Source organism: Micromonospora kangleipakensis, from assembly GCF_004217615.1.
Classification (GTDB): Bacteria; Actinomycetota; Actinomycetes; order Mycobacteriales; family Micromonosporaceae; genus Micromonospora; species Micromonospora kangleipakensis.
In genome coordinates, this window is record NZ_SHLD01000001.1 from 3197487 (window position 1) to 3215277 (window position 17791).

Sequence of the window (17791 nt, forward strand, 5' to 3'; positions counted from 1 at the left end):
ATCCTCCCAGGTCAGGAACTCGATTAGTACATACATTCTAATCGACGGGTCTGACATCGCCTAGGGAAGAAAAGGGGCCGTCCGGACGCACCGGACGGCCCCTCGGAGAGAAACTTCTACAGCTGCTCGACGGCGGTGATCCGGACGACCGCGGCGCCCACCTCGTCGGAGGCGGCCAGGTCGACCTCGGCGCTGATGCCCCAGTCGTGGTCGCCCGCCGGGTCGTCGATGATCTGCCGGACGGTCCAGCGTTCCCGGCCCTGCTCGATCATGAGCAGCGCCGGCCCGCGCGCGTCCGGACCCACCCCGATCGAGTCGTACGACTCGAAGTACGGCTCCAGCGCGTCCGCCCAGGCGTCGGCGTCCCAGCCGTCCCCGGCGTCGAGCTCGCCGAGCAGGTCCCAGCGGCGCAGGGCGGCCAGCTCGACCCGGCGGAACAGCGCGTTGCGCACCAGCACCCGGAACGCCCGCGCGTTGCGGGTCACGGCCGGCGGCCGGTCGTCCAGGGCCGCGTGGGCCAGGGCCACCTCCGCCACGTCGGACGGGTTGCGCAGCCGCTCCCACTCGTCGATCAGGCTGGAGTCGACCTGGCGGACCAGCTCGCCCAGCCACTCGATGAGGTCGACCAGCTCCTCGGTCTTGGCGTCCTCGGGCACGGTCTGCCGCAGTGTCTTGTACGCGTCGGCGAGGTACCGCAGCACCAGGCCCTCCGAGCGGGACAGCCCGTAGAACTGCACGTACTCGGTGAAGGTCATCGCCCGCTCGTACATGTCCCGGACGACGGACTTGGGGGAGAGCTGGTGGTCGGCGACCCAGGGGTGCCCCTGCCGGTACATCTCGTACGCGCCGTCCAGCAGCTCCGCGAGCGGCTTGGGCCAGGTCACCTCGTCGAGCAGTTCCAGCCGGGCCTCGTACTCGATGCCCTCGGCCTTCATCGCGGCGACCGCCTCGCCGCGGGCCTTGAACTGCTGGGCGGAGAGCACCTGGCGCGGGTCGTCGAGGATCGACTCGATCACCGAGAGCACGTCGAGGGCGTACGACGGCGACTCCCTGTCCAGCAGCTCGATCGTCGCCAGGGCGAGCGGGGAGAGCGGCTGGTTGAGCGCGAAGTCGAGCTGGAGGTCGACGGTGAGCCGGACCCGCCGGCCGGTCTCGTCCGGCTCGGCGAGCTGCTCGACCACCCCGCCGGCCAGCAGCGCCCGGTAGATGGCGATGGCCCGCCGGATGTGCCGACGCTGGGCGGCCCGGTCCTCGTGGTTGTCGGTGAGCAGGTGCCGCATCGAGGCGAACGCGTCGCCGGGACGGCCGATCACGTTGAGCAGCATCGAGTGGCTGACCTGGAAGCTGGAGGTCAGCGGCTCCGGCTCGGCCTCGACCAGGCGCTGGAAGGTCGGCTCGCCCCAGCCGATCGAGCCCTCCGGCGGCTTCTTCTTGACCACCTTGCGGCGCTTCTTCGGGTCGTCGCCGGCCTTGGCGAGGGCCTTCTCGTTCTCGATGACGTGCTCGGGCGCCTGCACCACGACCCGGCCGAGGGTGTCGAAGCCGGCCCGCCCGGCCCGGCCGGCGATCTGGTGGAACTCGCGGGCCTTGAGCAGCCGGGTGCGGACCCCGTCGTACTTGGACAGGCCGGTGAAGAGCACGGTGCGGATCGGCACGTTGATGCCGACGCCCAGGGTGTCGGTGCCGCAGATGACCTTGAGCAGCCCGGCCTGGGCGAGGGTCTCCACCAGGCGGCGGTACTTGGGCAGCATGCCGGCGTGGTGCACGCCGATGCCGTGCCGGACCAGCCGGGACAGCGTCTTGCCGAAGCCGGAGGTGAACCGGAAGTTCCCGATCGCCTGGGCGATCATGTCCTTCTCGGCGCGGGTGCAGACGTTGACGCTCATCAGCGCCTGGGCGCGTTCCAGCGCGGCGGCCTGGGTGAAGTGCACGACGTAGACCGGGGCCTGCTTGGTCGCCAGCAGCTCCTCCAGGGTCTCGTGCAGCGGGGTCATCGCGTACGAGAAGAGGAGCGGGACCGGCCGCTCGGCCGAGCGGACGACGGCGGTCGGCCGGCCGGTGCGCCGGGTGAGGTCGTCGACGAACCGGGTGGTGTCGCCGAGCGTGGCGGACATCAGGACGAACTGCGCCTGCGGCAGCTCGATGATCGGCACCTGCCAGGCCCAGCCCCGGTCCGGTTCGGCGTAGAAGTGGAACTCGTCCATGATCACCTGGCCGACGTCGGCCCGGGCGCCCTCGCGCAGCGCGAGGTTGGCCAGGATCTCCGCGGTGCAGCAGATGATCGGGGCGTCGGCGTTGACGCTGGCGTCGCCGGTGAGCATGCCGACGTTCTCGGCGCCGAAGACCTCGCAGAGGGCGAAGAACTTCTCCGAGACCAGCGCCTTGATCGGCGCGGTGTAGAAGGTGGTCCGGTCGTCGGCCAGGGCGGCGAAGTGGGCGGCGATCGCGACCAGGCTCTTGCCCGAGCCGGTCGGCGTGTTCATGATCACGTTCGCGCCGGAGACGATCTCGATGACCGCCTCCTCCTGATGGGGGTAGAGGTCGAGGCCGCGCTCCTTCGCCCAGCCGGCGAACGCGTCGAAGAGGGTGTCGGGGTCGGCGCGTCGAGGCAGCGCGGCAGTGAGCGTCATAGCGCTCCCCATGGTGCCTGGATCATGGGCCGTCGCGCCAACCGGGGAGTCCGCGGCGCCCGCCGGGCGCGTGATCCGTCCCGCGCGTCCCGATCCCGGCCGACGTCGACCATCCGGAGGGGTACGCCCGCGGGTCAGCCCCGGGCGGGCGCGGCGGTGGCGGCGACCCGGCGGTGGACCAGGTCGAAGACCGGGCGGCCGGCGGTGAGTGCGCGGCGCTCGAACTTCGTCACCGGGCGGTGTGCGGGGCGCGGGGCGAAGCCGCCGTGGGTGTCGACCAGCTCCGGGTCGGCGGTCAGGGTCTCCCGCATCGACTCGGCGTACTCGGCCCAGTCGGTGGCGCAGTGCAGCGTCCCGCCGGGGGCCAGCCGGGAACGCAGCAGCGCCACGTGGCCGGGCTGGATCAGCCGCCGCTTGTGGTGCCGCGACTTGGGCCAGGGGTCGGGGAAGAAGACGTGCAGCGCGTCCAGCGAGCCCTCCGGCAGCGCCCGGACCAGGTCCAGCGCGTCGCCCCGGGCCACCCGGACGTTGCCCAGCGCGTGCCGTTCCGCCAGCTCCAGGAGGTTGGCGATTCCGGGCGTGTGCACCTCGACCGCCAGATAGTGTCGGTCCGGATCGGCCGCCGCCATCGCGGCGGTGGCATCGCCCATCCCGGATCCGATCTCCAGCACCAGCGGGGCCGGCCGGCCGAAGAGCGCCGTCGGATCGAACGGCCCGTCGAGCTCGGCGATGTCCAGGCCGTACGCCGGCCAGAGCCGGTCCAGCGCGTCGAGCTGGCGGCCGCTCATCCGCCCCCGGCGGGGGTGGAAGGTGCGGATCGGCGCGACGTGCGCGGGCGGGGCGGCGGGGGTCTGGTCGGTGGAGGTCACAGCGACCCGAGCCTACGCGACGGTTCGACCGATCGGATGTGAGGTGCGGCCAGGGGTGAGAGGATTCATCCCAGTACGGCAGGACGGGCGGCCCGCTGCCCGGTACCGCCCTACCGCGCCGGGAGGGGTCATGGTGTCAGTCACGCGCCGCGCGGCGTTGGCGACCGCCGCTGCCGCGTTCGCCGCCCCGCTGGTCGGGACGGTCCCCGCCCTGGCCGCCCCGGTCCCCGTCGCCGAGCCGGCGCCCGGGCAGTCCCCGCCGCCGCCCGGTGACGTGATCTTCGTCGAGGTCACCCCGAGCACCGTGGAACCCGGCTTCCTGGTCGGCATCCGGGCGAGCTGCCGGGACAACTCGGTGCCGGCGATCGTGGTGTCCGACGCCTTCGGCCGGGTGCAGGTGCAGCCGCAGCGCGGGCTGCTGACCGCCTCGCCGATGGTCAAGGAGCGCACCCGTCCCGGCAACTACCGGGTCAAGCTGGAGTGCCCGAGCGGGCAGACCGCGTCGACGATGCTTCAGGTGGTGAAGCGGGTCGCGCCGAGCCGTGGGCCGGCGACCGGCTTCGGCGGCAGCGCCGGCGTCGGCCTCGGCGACCTGCTGGTGCCGATGGGACTCGCACTGACCCTGGCCGGGGCGACCGTCGGCGTGCTGGCGGCGCGCCGGCCCCGTACCGTCCGTGGCGCCGCCCGCCGCTGAGTCCCGCCATGGCCTCGCATCCCGCCCCGCAGCCGGCCGCCCGGCCGGCCCGGCGGGCGGGGCGCAGCCCCTGGTCGGCGCCGCTGGCCGTGGTGCTGGTCCTGGTCGGCGTCTTCGCCACCGGGGCGGGGCTCGGCCGCACCGCGGGGCCGTTCGACTGGGCCGCCGACGCGGTACGCCCCGGGCAGGGCGACCCGCCGCCGGAGGGCGCGCTGCCGGCGAGCCGCCCGGTCAGCCTCTCCGTGCCGGCGATCAAGGTCACCGCGCCGGTGACACCCGTCGGGCAGGCCAGGGACGGCTCGATCGCGGTGCCGCCGCTGAGCAAGCACCACCAGACCGGCTGGTACGACCGCGGCCCGACCCCGGGGGAGCCGGGCCGGGCGATCATCGTCGGGCACGTGGACACCAAGAGCGGCCCGGCGGTCTTCTACCAGCTCGGCAAGCTCAAGCCGGGCGACCGGATCGAGGTGACCCGGTCGGACCGGAGCGTGGTGACCTTCAAGGTCGACACGGTCGAGCACTTCGACAAGGCCAACCTGCCGGCCGACCGGGTGTACGGCGACGAGGGCCCGCCGGGGCTGCGCCTGATCACCTGCGGCGGCGAGTGGTTGGGCGGGCGGACCGGGTACGCGGACAACGTGATCGCGTTCGCCTCACTGGTCGACACCCGCCGGCCCTGACCGGGCTCAGCCCTTGCCGGGCACCTGCTGGACCACCTCGAACTCCAGCAGGGTCGCGCCGCTGGCGACCGGGCGGCGCTGTTCGCCACCCGCGCCGCCGGCGTGCGCGGCCCGGGACGGCCCGGCCGCCCACGCCTGGTACGCCTCCTCGGACTCCCAGCGGGTGTAGACGAAGTAGCGGCTCTCCCCGGCGACCGGGCGGAGCAGCTCGAAGCCGAGGAAGCCGGGGGAGTTCTCCACCGCGCCGGCCCGGGCCGCGAACCGCTTCTCCAGCTCCTCGCCGGCGCCGGACGGGACGTCGATCGCGTTGATCTTCACGACTGCCATGGCTCCACCCTAACGACCGCCGCCGGACCGGGCCGCGACGACGGCCGGGCGGATCAGAGCGCCTCGACGGCCGGCACCAGGTCGGCGTCGACCACGATCGGGGCGTGGTCGGAGGGGCCCTTGCCCTTGCGCGCCTCCCGGTCCACGTACGCGGAGCGGACCGTGCGGGCGAACGGCGCCGAGGCGTACACCAGGTCGATCCGCATGCCCTTGTTCTGGTGGAACATCCCGGCCCGGTAGTCCCAGTAGGTGTAGGGGTGCGGGCCCTTCATCGGGGTGGGCACCACGTCGCTGAGCCCGAGGTCGCGCAGCGCGGCCAGGGCCGCCCGCTCGGCGGGGGTGACGTGGGTGGAGGCGACGAAGAGCGCCGGGTCCCAGACGTCGGCGTCGGTCGGTGCGACGTTGAAGTCGCCGCAGACGGCGAGGGGCAGCCCGGTGGTCAGCTCCGGTTCGAGCGCGTCGCGCAGCGCGGCGAACCAGGCCAGCTTGTACGCGTAGTGCGGGTCGTCGGGGGCGCGGCCGTTCGGCACGTACACCGACCAGACCCGCACCCCGTCGCAGGTCGCCGAGATGGCCCGGGCCTCGGGCTCGGGGAAGCCGGGCTCGGCGGGGAACCCGACGGCCACGTCGGCCAGCCCGACCCGGGAGAGGATGGCCACGCCGTTCCATCGGCCGTCGCTGTGGCTGGCCGCCTCGTAGCCCAGCTCGCCCACCTCCTCGACCGGGAACGCCCCGTCGGGGCACTTGGTCTCCTGCAGGCAGACGACGTCGGGTTTCGTGGTGGCCAGCCAGTCGAGCAGCCGGGGCAGGCGGGCCTTCACCGAGTTGACGTTCCAGGTCGCCAGGCGCATGCCTTTAGCCTGCCGCATCCCGCCCCGACCCGCCGCCGCAGGCGCGCGGGCCGGGCACGATCAGCTTCCCGGGGTGTCGCCCGGGCGGGTCTGCTCGGCCAGGAAGCGTTCCAGCTCGGCGCCGAGCTCGTCGGCGGTGGGCAGCGGGCCGGTCTCGGCGGCCAGCAGGTTCTTCTCGCCGCGACCCCGGGCGAACGCGTCGTACTGCTCCTCCAGGGCCTGGACCAGGGTGGCCGCCTCCTCGGTCTGGGCGACCTGGCGGTCGATCTCCACCCGGACCACCTCGGCGGCCGCGCGCAGCCCGTCCCGCGGCAGCAGCAGGCCGGTGCTGCGGGAGACCGAGGCGAGCAGCGCCTCGGCGGCAGCCGGGTACTCGGACTGGGCGACGTAGTGCGGCACGTGTGCGGCGAAGCCGAGCGCGTCGCGGCCCTGCTCGCCGAGGCGGTACTCCAGCAGGTGGCCGACGCTGCCCGGCACCTGCACCCGCTGCAGCCACGGCTCGTAGCCGGCGATCAGCTCCGGGCGGGTGGCGTGCGCGGTGACCCCGGTGGGCCGGGTGTGCGGGACCGCCATCGGGATGGAGTTCAGCCCGACGGTGAGCCGGACGTCCAGCCGGGCGGAGAGCCCGGCGACCGCGGCCACGAACCGCTCCCACTGGAGATCCGGCTCGGGGCCGGTGAGCAGCAGGAAGGGGGTCTCGTCGTCGTCGTGGAGCAGGTGCAGCTCCAGCGCCGGGGCGTCGTAGTCGGCCCAGTGGTCCTCCACGAAGGTCATCACCGGGCGGCGGGAGCGGTAGTCGAAGAGCTGGTCGACGTCGAACCGGGCGATCGGGCGTGCCTCGAGGGAGGTGAGCAGCTGCTCGCGGGCCAGCCGGGCGGCGCTGCCGGCGTCGACGAAGCCGGTGAGCGCCTGGATCAGCACCGGTTGACCGAGTTCGGGCAGCTCGTCGGTGAGTTCGTAGAGCTCGTGTGGGTCGAGCACCGGTTGGGACCTCCCTGGATACGCGCGTACGGGTGGCCGTGCGCGCACGGCACCCGGTTCGGGCAACGTACCCGCCATCCTGATCCATTCCGGCAGGACCCGGCTCGGCGGCTGCTGGATGATCACAATTTGACGCGCCGGATGATCAAATCGGGGCGAATACGCCGATCTTGCATCCCAGATCACCGAATGGGGGATCAGCAGATCGGCCGAAAGTACTAGTTAGTCGTTCATGGAACGACCGGTCGCCGGACGCGTGCTACCTCCCCCGGGCGGCAGGACTCGTGACCGGGCGGAGGTTTGACCGATCCGCGAGGATCCTCCCGGCCGGGTCCGGGGCGGCCCGGCCGGTCCGGTTCGGGAGGCCGCAACTGTGGGCAGGGCCACTCCGTGGCGCTGGGTGACCAGGGCTCGCCCTGCCTAACCTCGGCGAATGCGTGACGACGGCACCCTCGACGACCAGTACGGCCTCGGCGGTTCGGCTGACCGTTCGGACGATATCCCCTCCACCGATCGGTCAACCAGCCTCACCGAGCCCTCCGCTCCCCGGCTCTCCACCCTCGGCTCCCTCCGTACCCGCCTCGGCGGCTTCGCTAACCCCTTCGCCGCCCGGCCCGGCCGGACCCGCCTGGCCGTGGCCACCGGCGCGGTCTGCTGCCTGGGCCTGGTCGGCGTCAGCCAGGTCGGCGCCGGCGCGATCGGTGACACCGAGACCCCGGCCCAGCCGGTGGAGGTCGCCCAGCGGGCGACCCCGGACGCGGCCTCCCGGGGCAGCGACCGGCAGCCGCCGGCACCGGTCGCGCAGACCGCCGACCCGGACGTCTCCCCGTCCGCGACGAAGAAGCCCGCGGCCAAGCCGAAGCCGAAGCCGAAGCCCAAGCCGAAGCGGATCGCCCCGGTGGCCGGCCTCGATGAGGACCAGATGGACAACGCCAAGGCGATCGTGCGCGCCGGCCGGGACATGGGCGTGCCCCGTCGGGGCCTGGTCATCGCGGTGGCCACCGCCATGCAGGAGAGCAACCTCTACAACTACGCCAGCGCGGTGCTGCCCGAGTCGCAGAACTACCCGCACCAGGCCATCGGCTGGGACCACGACTCGGTCGGGCTGTTCCAGCAGCGCCCCAGCAGCGGCTGGGGGTCGGTGGGGGACCTGATGGACCCGAAGTTCGCCACCCACCAGTTCCTCGCCGCGCTGGAGGAGATCCCCGGCTGGCAGGACATGGCGCTGACCGATGCCGCCCAGGCCGTACAGGTGTCCGCCTTCCCGTGGGCGTACGCCCAGCACGAGTGGCGGGCCGAGCAGGTCGTCGACGCGATCCTCGGCTGACCGGGGCCGGTGCCGGGGCGCACTGTGGACGCGTGCCGGACGGCGGTTCCGGGTACCAGGGGTTGCCGGTCCCAGGTACACATGACGGGGGACCGCCGACAGGAGGACGACATGTCACTGGTGCAACGGATCAGCGCGTTCCTGCGTTCGCCGCGTGGTCAGCAGCTCGTCGACCGGGGCCGGCGCCAGCTGGCCAAGCCGGAGAACCAGCGCAAGCTCAGGCAGCTGGCCGCACGTCTGTCCAGCCGGCGGCGCTGACCCCGTACGCCGCGAACCGACCCCCGGGGAGCCATGGTGAACGAATCCGCGCCCGTCGACGGCGAGCCCACCGTCCCGACCGCGCCCGCCGCCCCGGCCGACGCCCCCGAGGCGCCGCCGGCCACGCTCTGGGACCGGATGCGGGACGACCCGCAGTACGCCCCGGAGCACCTGGCCCTGGAGGCCGTCCGGCGACTCGGGCCGGAGGCGGCGCAGTGGGTCGCCCGGGAGCGCGCGGCCCGGCCCGACGTCCCGGCTGACGAACTGGCCGACCAGGCGGTCCGCCGGTTCGTCAACCGGGCCCGGCTCTCCGGCGCGGTCTCCGGCGCCGCCGGGCTGCCCGGCGCGGTGATCGACGTGGGCGTGCTGGCCTGGACCCAGGCCCGGCTGGTGCTGCACGTCGCGGCGGCGTACGGCGTCGACCCGGTGCACCCCGACCGGGCCACGGACCTGCTGGTGCTGCAGCGGGTGCACAAGGTCGCCGAGAGCGCCCGGCTCGCCCTCGGGGTGGCCGCCGGGCGGGAACGCGCCGGGGCCCTCTTCGGGATGGCCGGGGAACGCCCGCTGGGCAGGGTCATGCTCCAGCTCGGCGTCCGGCTGGCCCAGATGGCCGGGATGCGGGCGGCGAAGCGGGTCGTCGCCAAGGTGGTCCCCGGCGCGGCGATCGTCCTCGGCACCTGGGCCAACTCCTCGGCCACCAAGGATCTCGCCGAGCGGGCCCGCGCCCTCTACCGCAACGGCCCGGACGGCCTGCCCCGGCAGCGCCGCCCCTGACCGGCCGCCGCCCGGCGCTCCCGTGGGACGCCGGGCTGGCGGCGGGGGGCCGGTCAGTCCGACCAGCCGGCGGCCGGCCAGCTCACCTCGGCGAGCCGGTCCTGGCCGGAGGCGTTCGGGTGGAACCAGTCCAGGGTGTTGACCAGGGCGAGGCCGAAGCGGAGCCGGTGCGCCGCACCACGGTCCCACCGGCAGCGTGACCCGTACGCTCGGCAGGCCGCGCGGAGCTGGGCGTTGTAGTCGTCGATCCGTTGCCGGAACCGGGCCCGGCGGGCCACCGCGGCGGGCGCCGTCGAGGTCGGGTCGGCCAGCAGCGCCGGGCAGATGCCGTACCCCCAGGCCCGTACCGCCCGGGGCTCGGTGTGCCCCATTTCCCAGAGCCGGTACAGGTCGGGGATGCTGACCACCAGCACGCGCGCCCTGGGCCGGCCCTTGCGCAGCACCCGCAGGCCCCGGTCGACCTGGTCGCGGAAGGTGGCCACCGGAGCCATCGCGTCGATGCCGCCGTGGCAGGCGTCGTTGGCGCCGATCAGCACCGTGACGTAGTCCGCCCTGTCGCGGACCGCCGCGCCGGCCTGCCCGACCAACGCCGTGGCCCGGGCCCCCGGCGTCGCCCGGTCGTACGCCCGCAGCGCGGGGTAGCGCTCGCGCAGCCGCCGGTAGTGGCTCTCCACCCGGATACCGTCCCCTGTGGACCAGGAGTTGCGTTCGCAGGTGACCAGCACCAGGCAGGAGGCGAAGCCGGTGGTGATCGAGTCGCCGAGGGCGGACATCACCGTCGGCGCGCCGGGGCGCGCGGAGGCCGACGGTCGCGGCGAGGCGTCCGCCCCGTCGCAGGCGATCGCGACCAGCGCCGCCAGGCAGGCGAGCGCGGCGACCCAGCGTCGAGGCATCACGTCCCCCGTCCGGCGGCGCAGAGCAACGGCACGGTGACCCTATGCGCGCCGAGCGACGGGGAACGACTCCTGTCAACCTTCAGGCATTGACAACTACCGTTAAATTTGACGTGCTAGCGGCCGGCCCGCCAAGGGGCCGGCTGGCCGTGTAGCCACCAGTGCAGGGCCCGGGTGATCCGGGGCAGCACCAGGTAGGTCATCAGCGGGGTGAGGCAGAGCGTCATCAGCAGGGTCCGCACCGCCAGGGGCACGTCGGCGATGAACCGGGCGGTGAGCAGGGTCGCGGTGAGGCTCAGCGGGAAGAACGCCAGCCAGATCGTCACCGCCTGCTTCCACCTCGGCGGCGCGGCCGGAACCGCCGGCTCGGCGTCGCCCGCCACGAGCTTCTCCACCACGTGGTCGACCGGCGCGTCGAACCAGCCCTCGATGCCGGTCCGCCGCTCCATTCGGGTGTGCTCGACGATGCCCTGGGCCGAGGTGAGCCACCAGTGCCGCTGCGGGGACTCCTCCCACCGGCGCAGCGTCTCGTCGTCGGCGAAGCGGTACAGCATGTGCCACTCGGGCGACCCGGGCGCACGCTGCACGAACCCGGCCCCGAGGAAGCCGGGGAAGCTCTCGGCCAGCGCCGTGCCGGCCCGCATCCACGCCACCATCTCGTCGCCGCGCGCCGGATCGGCGCGTCGGGCGATCGCGACGGTCACCGGCGCCGCGTGGGTCATGGTCATGCCCTCAATCCTCCCCGCCGTCGCCGGGATCGGCCCGGTCGCGGCGTACCGGTGTAACGCAACCCACCAGGGGCTCGCATCCACCGGATACCCGCTCGGTGGCCGGGCTCACCGGCGGTCCCAGCGGCGGGTCGACCGGTTAGCGGCGCCCGTGCCGGGGTAGCCGGGAGGAATGACGCGATCACAGCCGCGCCGTAGGGTCAGCAACGCGTACAGCGCGCTGAACCTGCGGCTCGCGCTCGCCACCTTCGGGCTGGTGACCATGACCGTCTTCGCCGTGGTGGCGTTCTGGGCCCACGTGGCCTGGCTGGGCGTCCTCTGCGCGGTCCTCGCCGTCGTGGCCGTGGTGGACCTGATCGTCATCCAGCGCCGACGCGCCGCCCGCCACCGTGAGGAGCCGGGCGTGCGGCACTCACTGTTCGAGTGACAGGAGCACGACATGCCCATCGCCACCACCAACCCCGCCACCGGACAGGTGCTCAAGACGTACGACCCGATGTCGAACGAGCAGATCGACGCCGCCATCGAGCGGGCCGACCTCGCCTTCCGGGACCTGCACCGCACCACCGTCGCCCAGCGGGCGCAGTGGATGAACGCGGCGGCCGACCTGCTCGACGCCGAGCGCGACGACACCGCCCGGCTGATGACCACCGAGATGGGCAAGACGTACGCGGCGGCCCAGGCCGAGGTGACCAAGTGCGCCACCGCCTGCCGCTTCTACGCGGCCAACGCCGAGCGGATGCTCGCCGACGAGCCGGCCGACGCGAAGGCGGTGAAGGCGAAGCGGGCGTTCGTCCGCTACCAGCCGATCGGCCCGGTGCTCGCGGTGATGCCGTGGAACTTCCCGCTCTGGCAGGTCATGCGCTTCGCCGCGCCGGCCCTGACGGCCGGAAACACCGGCCTGCTCAAGCACGCCTCCAACGTGCCGCAGACCGCCCTCTACCTGGAGGACGTCTTCCGCCGGGCCGGCTTCCCCGAGGGCGCGTTCAGCACACTGCTGGTCGGCTCGGAGGCCGTCGACCGGATCCTCAGCGACCCCCGGGTCCGCGCCGCCACCCTGACCGGCAGCGAGACCGCGGGCCGCTCCATCGCCCAGATCGCCGGCCGGGAAGTGAAGAAGACGGTGCTCGAACTCGGCGGCAGCGACCCGTTCGTGGTGATGCCCTCGGCCGATTTGGACCGGGCCGCCGAGGTCGCCACCACCGCCCGCTGCCAGAACAACGGCCAGTCCTGCATCGCCGCGAAGCGGTTCATCGTGCACACCGACGTCTTCGACGCCTTCGCCGAGAAGTTCGCCGCGAACATGGCGGCGCTGAAGGTCGGCGACCCGATGGACGGGAGCACCGACGTCGGCCCCCTCGCCAGCGAACACGGCCGGGACGAGGTGCACGCCCAGGTGCAGGACGCGGTCGACCAGGGCGCGACCGTCCTCTGCGGCGGCGAGAAGCCCGCCGGTGACGGCTGGTACTACCCGCCGACCGTGGTCACCGACCTGACCCCGCAGATGCGGATGTGGTCCGAGGAGGTCTTCGGCCCGGTCGCCGGCCTCTACCGGGTCTCGTCGTACGACGAGGCGATCGAGGTGGCCAACGGCACCACGTTCGGCCTCGGCTCCAACGCCTGGACCACCGACCCGGCCGAGCAGGAGCGCTTCGCCACCGACCTGGACGCCGGCAACGTCTTCATCAACGGCATGACCACGTCCTTCCCGGAGCTGCCCTTCGGCGGCGTGAAGAACTCCGGCTACGGCCGGGAGCTCTCCGCCTTCGGCATGCGGGAGTTCTGCAACACCAAGACCGTCTGGGTGGGGGAGGGCGCCGCCTCCGCCGGGGCCGGCGCACACGCCGAGTAGCCGCGATTGGCCGGACGCCGTCATGGGTAGGAGGTGCGCCCATGACGGTGTTCGGCTTCCACGCGTCCCACGAGCAGATCCACCCCGCCAAGCTGCTGGCGGCGGTGATCCACGCCGAGCGGGCCGGCTTCGACGCCGCCATGTCCTCGGACCACTTCTCACCGTGGAGCGCCCGCCAGGGCCAGTCCGGCTTCGCCTGGTCCTGGCTGGGCGCCGCGCTCCAGGCCACCAACCTGCCCTTCGGGGTGGTCAACGCGCCCGGGCAGCGCTACCACCCGGCGATCATCGCGCAGGCCATCGGCACCCTCGGCGCGATGTACCCGGGCCGGTTCTGGGCGGCGCTTGGCACCGGCGAGGCGAGCAACGAGCACATCACCGGCGACGGCTGGCCCCGCAAGGACGTCCGCAACGCGCGGCTGCGCGAGTGCGTCGACGTGATCCGGGCGCTGCTGGCCGGCGAGGAGGTCAGCCACGACGGGCTGGTCCGGGTCGACCGGGCGAAGCTGTGGACCCGTCCCGAGCGGCCGCCGGCCCTGATCGGCGCGGCGGTCAGCGTGGCCACCGCGCGCTGGTGCGCCGAGTGGGCCGACGGCCTGATCACCGTCAACGCGCCCGCCGACCACCTCCGCCAGATGATCGACGCGTACCGGGACGCCGGCGGGCGGGGGCCGCTGCACCTCCAGGCGCACGTGAGCTGGGCGCCCGACCAGGCCGAGGCCGAGGCGATCGCGTACGACCAGTGGCGCAGCAACGTCTTCGCCCCGCCGGTCTGCTGGGACCTGGAGATGACCGAGCACTTCGACGCCGTCTCCGCGGACGTGCCGCTGGAAAAGGTCGCCTCCACCGTGCACGTCTCCGCCGACCTGGGCCGGCACGTCGGCTGGCTGGAGGAGTACCTGGCGCTCGGCTTCGACCAGATCGCCCTGCACCACGTCGGGCAGGAGCAGCGGGCGTTCATCGACACCTTCGGCGCGGAGGTGCTGCCGAAGCTGCGGACGCCCGCCTGATCACCGTCCGCCGCCGCGACCCCTAGGCTCGTACCCATGGAAGCTCTGTTCCAGGTCGTGGTCTTCCTCGCGATCGCCACCTTCGGCGCGGCGCTGGCCCGGCGGCTGGGCCTGCTCGCGCCGATCCTGCTGGTCGTGCTCGGCCTCGCGCTCTCCTTCCTGCCGTTCTTCCCGCACGTGCGGCTGGACCCGAACCTGGTGCTGGTGGGCATCCTGCCGCCGCTGCTCTACGTGGCGGCCCTGGAGACGTCGGTGCCGGCGTTCCGGCTGAACCTGCGGCCGATCCTGCTGCTCGCCGTCGGGCTGGTGATCTTCACGGCGTTCGCGGTGGGCACCGTCGTGCACCTCCTGCTGCCCCAGGTCCCGTACTCGATCTGCCTGGCCCTCGGCGCGGTGGTGGCGCCGCCGGATGCGGTCGCCGCCACCGCGGTGGCCCGGAAGGTCGGCCTGCCCCGCCGGATCGTCACCATCCTGGAGGGGGAGAGCCTGATCAACGACGCCACCGCGCTGGTGCTGCTGCGGGTGGCGATCGCCGCGGCCACCGCGGCCGGCGGTGGCGTCGGCTTCGGCGACGTGGCCCGCGAGGTGCTCGTCGCCACCGGCGGCGGCATTCTGATCGGACTGCTCGGCGTGGTCGTCTTCGGGTACCTGCACAAGCGGATCAGCGACGCGGTGCTGGACAACGCGCTGTCGCTGATCGTGCCGTTCGCGGTGGTCTTCGCCGCCGAGGAGATCCACGCCTCCGGGGTGGTCGCGGTGGTGGTGACCGGGCTGGGCATCGGCCACAAGCTGCCGCTGCTGATGTCGGCCGCCTCCCGGCTCCAGGTCGCCGCGTTCTGGGGGCTGATCCGGTTCCTGCTGGAAGGGCTGGTCTTCCTGCTGGTCGGCCTGCAACTGCGGGAGGTGGTCCGGGACCTCGACGAGCCGTTCGGCTTCCTGGCCGGGATCACCGCCGCGGTGCTGGCCGTCGTCTTCCTGACCCGGTTCGTCTGGCTCTTCCCGGCCACCTACCTGGCCCGGCTGGTGCCCCGGGTCCGGCGCCGGGACCCGGCGCCGCCGGTGCAGGTCCCCATCGTCCTCGGTTGGGCCGGGATGCGCGGCGTGGTCACCCTCGCCGCCGCGCTCGCCCTCCCGCTCACCCTGGCCGAGGGGCGGCCGTACCCGCGGCAGCTCTTCATCTGGTTGGCGTTCGCGGTGATCGTGGTCACCCTGGTCGCCCAGGGCGCCACCCTGCCGACCGTCGCCCGGCGGCTGAAGCTCCCGCCGGACGACCCGGTGCAGGACGCGCTCTCCGCCGCCGCCGTGCAACAGCAGGCCAGCCGCGCCGCCCGGGAACGCCTCGACGAGCTGGCCGACGGGGCGCCCCCGGCCGTCGTCGAACGGCTGCGCGGGCTGGTGCGGAGCCGCACCAACCTGGCCTGGGAACGGCTGGGGGGCACCGAGCGGGAAACTCCGTCCCAGGCGTACGGTCGGCTGCGGCAGGAGATGATCGACGCCGAGCGGGAGGTGTTCCGGGCCGCCCGCGACTCGGGGAAGATCCCCGAGGAGGTGCTGGTGCGGGCCTACCGCGACCTGGACCTGGAGGAGTCGTTGCTGCGCCAGGAGAGCGGCGAGTGAGCCGCCGAGCCGAGCGGGAGGATGACCGATGAGCTGTCAACATCTGGCCGAGCCGGGCCTGGCCGAACCGAAGACCACCGACGAGTGCCCGGACTGCGTGGCCATCGGCGACGCCGACTGGGTGCACCTGCGGGCCTGCCTGACCTGCGGGCACGTCGGGTGCTGCGACTCCTCGCCGAACCAGCACGCGACGAAGCACTTCGAGGCCACCGGGCACCCGGTGATGCGGTCCGTTCAGCCGGGGGAGACCTGGCGCTGGTGCTTCGTCGACGAGGAGATCGGCTGACGCCGCGCCCGGCCGGCGCGACACTGGGAGGGGTGCGGCTGCCGCCGGGCGTCCCCGTCGACGTCGAGGTGTGAGCGCTCAGTCCAGGCGGCGGGCGAGGACCTGGCCGGGCCAGGGGTCCCGACCCGGGCGCACCACGGTGAACGGGTCGGTGGCGGTGAAGCCGCAGCCCTCGTAGAAGCGGACCAGCGCCCGGTCGTCCCCGCCGTAGCAGTCCACCCGCAGCAGCCCCAGCCCGCGCGCCCGGGCCAGCTCCGCGGCGTGCTCCAGCAGCCGCGCCCCGATGCCCAGCCCGGCGTGCGCCCGGTCGGTGACCAGCAGGTTGACGTACAGCTCGGGCTCGGTGGCCGGGGGGACGTAGTCGGTGGCGGAACCGACCACCAGCGCGCCGACCGGGATGTCGCCGAGCACCGCCAGGTGCAGCCCGCCGCCCGCCGCCCAGGCGTCGGCCTGGGCGATCCGGCGCGGATCGGTCGACGCCGGCTCGGTGCCCCACTGGCCGGTCCGGCCGCGGGCCACCAGCCAGGCGGTGGCGCGGTCGAGCAGCCGCAGCACGGTGGCCGCATCGTCGGCTCCGCCGGGCCGGATGGTGATGGTCCGTTGATCGCTCATGCCGACATGCTGCTACACCGGGTCCGCGGGTCCGTGGTCGGTCTTCCCGGCCGCGACCGCCGACGGCCGGCCCGCCAGCGCCCACCTCGTCAGCGGCGGGACGGTCACGCCGACGACGGCGAAGAGCGCCGCCACCGCCAACCAGCCGGGCACCCCGCCGTCGAGGATCACCAGGGTCAGCAGGGCCGGGCCGACCGCCCGGGCCAGGCCGGCGAGCATCGCGTCCGCCCCCTGGTACGCGCCGACGGCGTCCGGCGGGGCCAGGTCGTAGGCCAGTCCGGCTCCGGCGGTGCCGTGCCACAGGTCGCCGACGGTGTAGACGACGGTGGCGGCCAGCAGGAGCGCGACCGCCAGGGCGGTGGGCAGCCCGGCGGTGGCGGCGTACAGCAGCATCGCCGCGGCCAGCACCAGGCCGGCCCGGCGCAGCTGCCGGGCCGCCGGGGCGGCGGCGTCCGCGCCGCGGCTCAGCCGCAGCGCCAGCAGCACGGTGAGGACCGTGTTGGTCAGCAGCACCGCCGACACCACGGGTGGGGGCGCGCCGGCCCGGGTCACCGCCCACAGCGGCAGGACGAGCGTGAGCACCGTCCAGTGCAGGGCGAGCACCGCCGACGCCCCGCTCACCGCGAGGAAGCGTCCGTCGCGCAGCGCCCGCCCCCGGCGCGGGGCGGCGGCCGTACGGTCGCGCTGGGCCGGTGGGTAGGCCGGCAGTCGCAGCAGCAGCGCCGCCGACAGCAGGTAGGTCATCGCGTTGCCGACCACCAGCACCTGGTATGCCAGGTGCGTGTCGGCGGCCAGCGCGAACCCGGCCAGCCCTGCCCCGACCGCGATGCCCAGGTTCGCCACCGCCCGCAGCGTGGCGAAGGCGTGCACCCGTCCGTCGGGCCCGCCGACGGCGGCGACCAGCGCGGCGCGGACGGCGAGGTTGCCGGAGGTGAGCAGCGCGTCGAGCACCGCCACCACGAGGAACACCGGAAACGAGCCGACCAGCAGGTACGCCGCGGCGACCGCGGCCTGGCCCAGTTGCAGGACCGCCCGGAGCGTACGCGGGTCGCGCCGGTCGGCGAGGCTGCCGAGCGGCACGCTGGCGGTCAGCCCGACCAGCCCGGCGATGGTGAGCCCGGCGCCGACCGAGGCGGCGGAGAGCCCCACGTCCCGGGTGAGGTAGAGCGCCGCGCCGGCCAGCCAGAGCCCCGAGCCGACGGTGTTGGCCAGGGTGGCCAGGGAGAGGGTGCGCAGCCGTCCGGGCGGCGGGATCGGCGAGGCCGCCCCGCCCAGGATTCCCCTCAGCCCGCGCGGCGATCGTGGCGGAGCTACGGCATCCCCATCGACGGCCATGCCACCGACCCTAGGCAGGGCCGGGTGGACCGGCCGTCCCTGGCGACGCGACGCCGGTCACAGGAGATGG

The 17791-nt window shown here is 73.9% G+C and carries 19 protein-coding genes; 10 read left to right on the forward strand and 9 right to left on the reverse strand.

All coding sequences use genetic code 11. The features are described from left to right. Positions 1-116: 116 nt before the first annotated feature. Positions 117-2630, reverse strand: coding sequence for a DEAD/DEAH box helicase (locus EV384_RS15280; RefSeq protein ID WP_130333998.1), 2514 nt, complete (start codon positions 2628-2630; stop codon positions 117-119). Positions 2631-2764: 134 nt separating this feature from the next. Beyond that, positions 2765-3499, reverse strand: a complete 735-nt coding sequence (gene trmB, locus EV384_RS15285) for a tRNA (guanosine(46)-N7)-methyltransferase TrmB (protein WP_130334000.1) — start codon at positions 3497-3499, stop codon at positions 2765-2767. Between the two features lie 130 nt (positions 3500-3629). Between trmB and EV384_RS15290 the strand changes: the two genes are divergently transcribed. After that, complete coding sequence (locus EV384_RS15290; protein WP_130334002.1) at positions 3630-4193, forward strand: hypothetical protein; 564 nt, start codon at positions 3630-3632, stop codon at positions 4191-4193. Positions 4194-4201: 8 nt separating this feature from the next. Further along, positions 4202-4873 carry a class F sortase gene (locus EV384_RS15295; protein ID WP_130334004.1) on the forward strand — a complete coding sequence of 224 codons (672 nt, stop codon included), beginning with the start codon at positions 4202-4204 and terminating at the stop codon, positions 4871-4873. 6 nt (positions 4874-4879) lie between these two features. Here the strand turns inward: EV384_RS15295 and EV384_RS15300 are convergent, their stop codons facing one another. From EV384_RS15300 to EV384_RS15310, 3 genes are read right to left on the reverse strand one after another with little or no spacing between them, the layout of a single operon-like run. Beyond that, positions 4880-5200, reverse strand: a complete 321-nt coding sequence (locus EV384_RS15300) for an antibiotic biosynthesis monooxygenase family protein (RefSeq protein ID WP_130334006.1) — start codon at positions 5198-5200, stop codon at positions 4880-4882. 53 nt (positions 5201-5253) lie between these two features. Then, a complete protein-coding gene (locus EV384_RS15305; protein WP_130334008.1) occupies positions 5254-6051 on the reverse strand; it encodes an exodeoxyribonuclease III in 798 nt (265 codons plus the stop codon). 60 nt (positions 6052-6111) lie between these two features. Beyond that, positions 6112-7032 (reverse strand): proteasome assembly chaperone family protein, encoded by a 921-nt coding sequence (locus EV384_RS15310; RefSeq protein ID WP_130334010.1) that lies wholly within the window; start codon positions 7030-7032, stop codon positions 6112-6114. Positions 7033-7465: 433 nt separating this feature from the next. On the opposite strand from EV384_RS15310, the gene EV384_RS15315 reads away from it, so the two are divergent. The 3 genes from EV384_RS15315 (at position 7466) to EV384_RS15320 (ending at position 9391) form a co-directional block, all read left to right on the forward strand. Further along, positions 7466-8359: a peptidase M23 gene (locus EV384_RS15315; protein ID WP_130334012.1), complete on the forward strand. Its 894-nt coding sequence runs from the start codon at positions 7466-7468 to the stop codon at positions 8357-8359. A 111-nt stretch (positions 8360-8470) separates the two neighbouring features. After that, positions 8471-8617, forward strand: a complete 147-nt coding sequence (locus EV384_RS34820) for a hypothetical protein (RefSeq protein ID WP_165439948.1) — start codon at positions 8471-8473, stop codon at positions 8615-8617. A gap of 36 nt (positions 8618-8653) precedes the next feature. Further along, positions 8654-9391 carry an EcsC family protein gene (locus tag EV384_RS15320; protein WP_130334014.1) on the forward strand — a complete coding sequence of 246 codons (738 nt, stop codon included), beginning with the start codon at positions 8654-8656 and terminating at the stop codon, positions 9389-9391. A gap of 53 nt (positions 9392-9444) precedes the next feature. On the opposite strand, the gene EV384_RS15325 is transcribed toward EV384_RS15320, so the two are convergent. After that, positions 9445-10284 carry a GDSL-type esterase/lipase family protein gene (locus EV384_RS15325; RefSeq protein ID WP_130334015.1) on the reverse strand — a complete coding sequence of 280 codons (840 nt, stop codon included), beginning with the start codon at positions 10282-10284 and terminating at the stop codon, positions 9445-9447. A 116-nt stretch (positions 10285-10400) separates the two neighbouring features. Then, on the reverse strand, positions 10401-11012 hold the full coding sequence (locus EV384_RS15330; RefSeq protein ID WP_130334017.1) for a putative antibiotic biosynthesis monooxygenase: 612 nt from the start codon (positions 11010-11012) through the stop codon (positions 10401-10403). A gap of 172 nt (positions 11013-11184) precedes the next feature. Between EV384_RS15330 and EV384_RS15335 the strand changes: the two genes are divergently transcribed. Genes EV384_RS15335 through EV384_RS15355 form a run of 5 tightly spaced genes read left to right on the forward strand, consistent with a single transcriptional unit; the run spans position 11185 to position 15774 of the window. Further along, positions 11185-11439, forward strand: a complete 255-nt coding sequence (locus tag EV384_RS15335; RefSeq protein WP_130334019.1) for a DUF6343 family protein — start codon at positions 11185-11187, stop codon at positions 11437-11439. A 12-nt stretch (positions 11440-11451) separates the two neighbouring features. Then, the gene (locus EV384_RS15340) at positions 11452-12864 is read left to right on the forward strand and encodes an NADP-dependent succinic semialdehyde dehydrogenase (RefSeq protein WP_130334021.1); all 1413 of its coding nucleotides are present in this window, start codon (positions 11452-11454) and stop codon (positions 12862-12864) included. Positions 12865-12905: 41 nt separating this feature from the next. After that, positions 12906-13871 (forward strand): TIGR03885 family FMN-dependent LLM class oxidoreductase, encoded by a 966-nt coding sequence (locus EV384_RS15345; RefSeq protein WP_130334023.1) that lies wholly within the window; start codon positions 12906-12908, stop codon positions 13869-13871. 36 nt (positions 13872-13907) lie between these two features. Further along, positions 13908-15488 carry a Na+/H+ antiporter gene (locus EV384_RS15350; protein ID WP_130334025.1) on the forward strand — a complete coding sequence of 527 codons (1581 nt, stop codon included), beginning with the start codon at positions 13908-13910 and terminating at the stop codon, positions 15486-15488. A 28-nt stretch (positions 15489-15516) separates the two neighbouring features. After that, positions 15517-15774 (forward strand): UBP-type zinc finger domain-containing protein, encoded by a 258-nt coding sequence (locus EV384_RS15355; RefSeq protein ID WP_130334027.1) that lies wholly within the window; start codon positions 15517-15519, stop codon positions 15772-15774. Positions 15775-15852: 78 nt separating this feature from the next. Here the strand turns inward: EV384_RS15355 and EV384_RS15360 are convergent, their stop codons facing one another. Then, positions 15853-16386 carry a GNAT family N-acetyltransferase gene (locus tag EV384_RS15360; protein ID WP_130334029.1) on the reverse strand — a complete coding sequence of 178 codons (534 nt, stop codon included), beginning with the start codon at positions 16384-16386 and terminating at the stop codon, positions 15853-15855. A gap of 12 nt (positions 16387-16398) precedes the next feature. Then, complete coding sequence (locus tag EV384_RS15365; protein WP_130334031.1) at positions 16399-17721, reverse strand: MFS transporter; 1323 nt, start codon at positions 17719-17721, stop codon at positions 16399-16401. Positions 17722-17791: the final 70 nt, after the last annotated feature.